Consider the following 794-nt stretch of genomic DNA (forward strand, 5'->3'; position numbering starts at 1 on the left):
CGGTGCGCCGCGCCCCGGAGCCCGCGCGCCCGGAGCCGACGCGTGCGCCGGAGCTCGCGCGCCCCGAGACCGTCCGACCGGAGCCCGTCCCCGCCGGGCCGTCTCGCCCCGAGGCCGTGCCGGCGGCGACGTCGTCGCGCCCGGCTCCCGAGCCGGCTCTGGCCGGGGAGGCGCAGACCCCGCCCGCGACGAACGCCGCGGTCGACGCGAGCGCCGCGTGGGCGTCGATGGTGCCGGCGTCCTCGCTCGGCAAGCCCGCCCCGAAGTCCGAGCGGGTCGGCGCAGCGCCGCTGGGGGCGAGCCAGGCACCGTCGGCCCCGGCGACCACGGCACCGTCCGCGCCGCCTGCCGCCGCGCCTGCGGCCTCGCAGCCTGCGGAGGCTCCGTCCGCTCCCGCCCCCGCGACCCGATCCGGCGGTCTTGCGATCGTCGACGTGACCGAGGCGTGGGAGGACGTCGTCGAGGAGGTGCGCGAGCACGACGAGGCCGCGGCCGGCATCGTCGCCTCCGGCCGTCCGGTCGAGTACCGCGCCGACGACATCCTGGTCCTGGAGTTCCCCGACCAGCCGGCCGTCGAGGCGTTCCGCGGCACCCGCGAGCGCCCCGGCACGCCGAGCGTGCTCGTGCGCGAGGCGCTCGACGGCGCGTTCGGCGTCACGGTGAAGTTCATCGCCCGCGTGCAGCCGCGCGGCTCGGAGCCGGCCGCGACTCCGGCGGCACCGAAGCCCGCCGCCGAGCCCGACCCCGACCCGGCGCGACCGGCGCCCGCGCCGGCTCCGACGGTCTCCGCCGCC

At 80.5% G+C, this 794-nt stretch carries 1 pseudogene; it reads left to right on the top strand.

The annotated features are described in order from the left end of the window. Window positions 1-794 (top strand): annotated as a pseudogene (locus tag GB864_RS18020) (hypothetical protein); the annotation flags it as partial.

This window comes from Agromyces seonyuensis, assembly GCF_009789225.1.
In the GTDB taxonomy this organism is placed as follows: domain Bacteria; phylum Actinomycetota; class Actinomycetes; order Actinomycetales; family Microbacteriaceae; genus Agromyces; species Agromyces seonyuensis.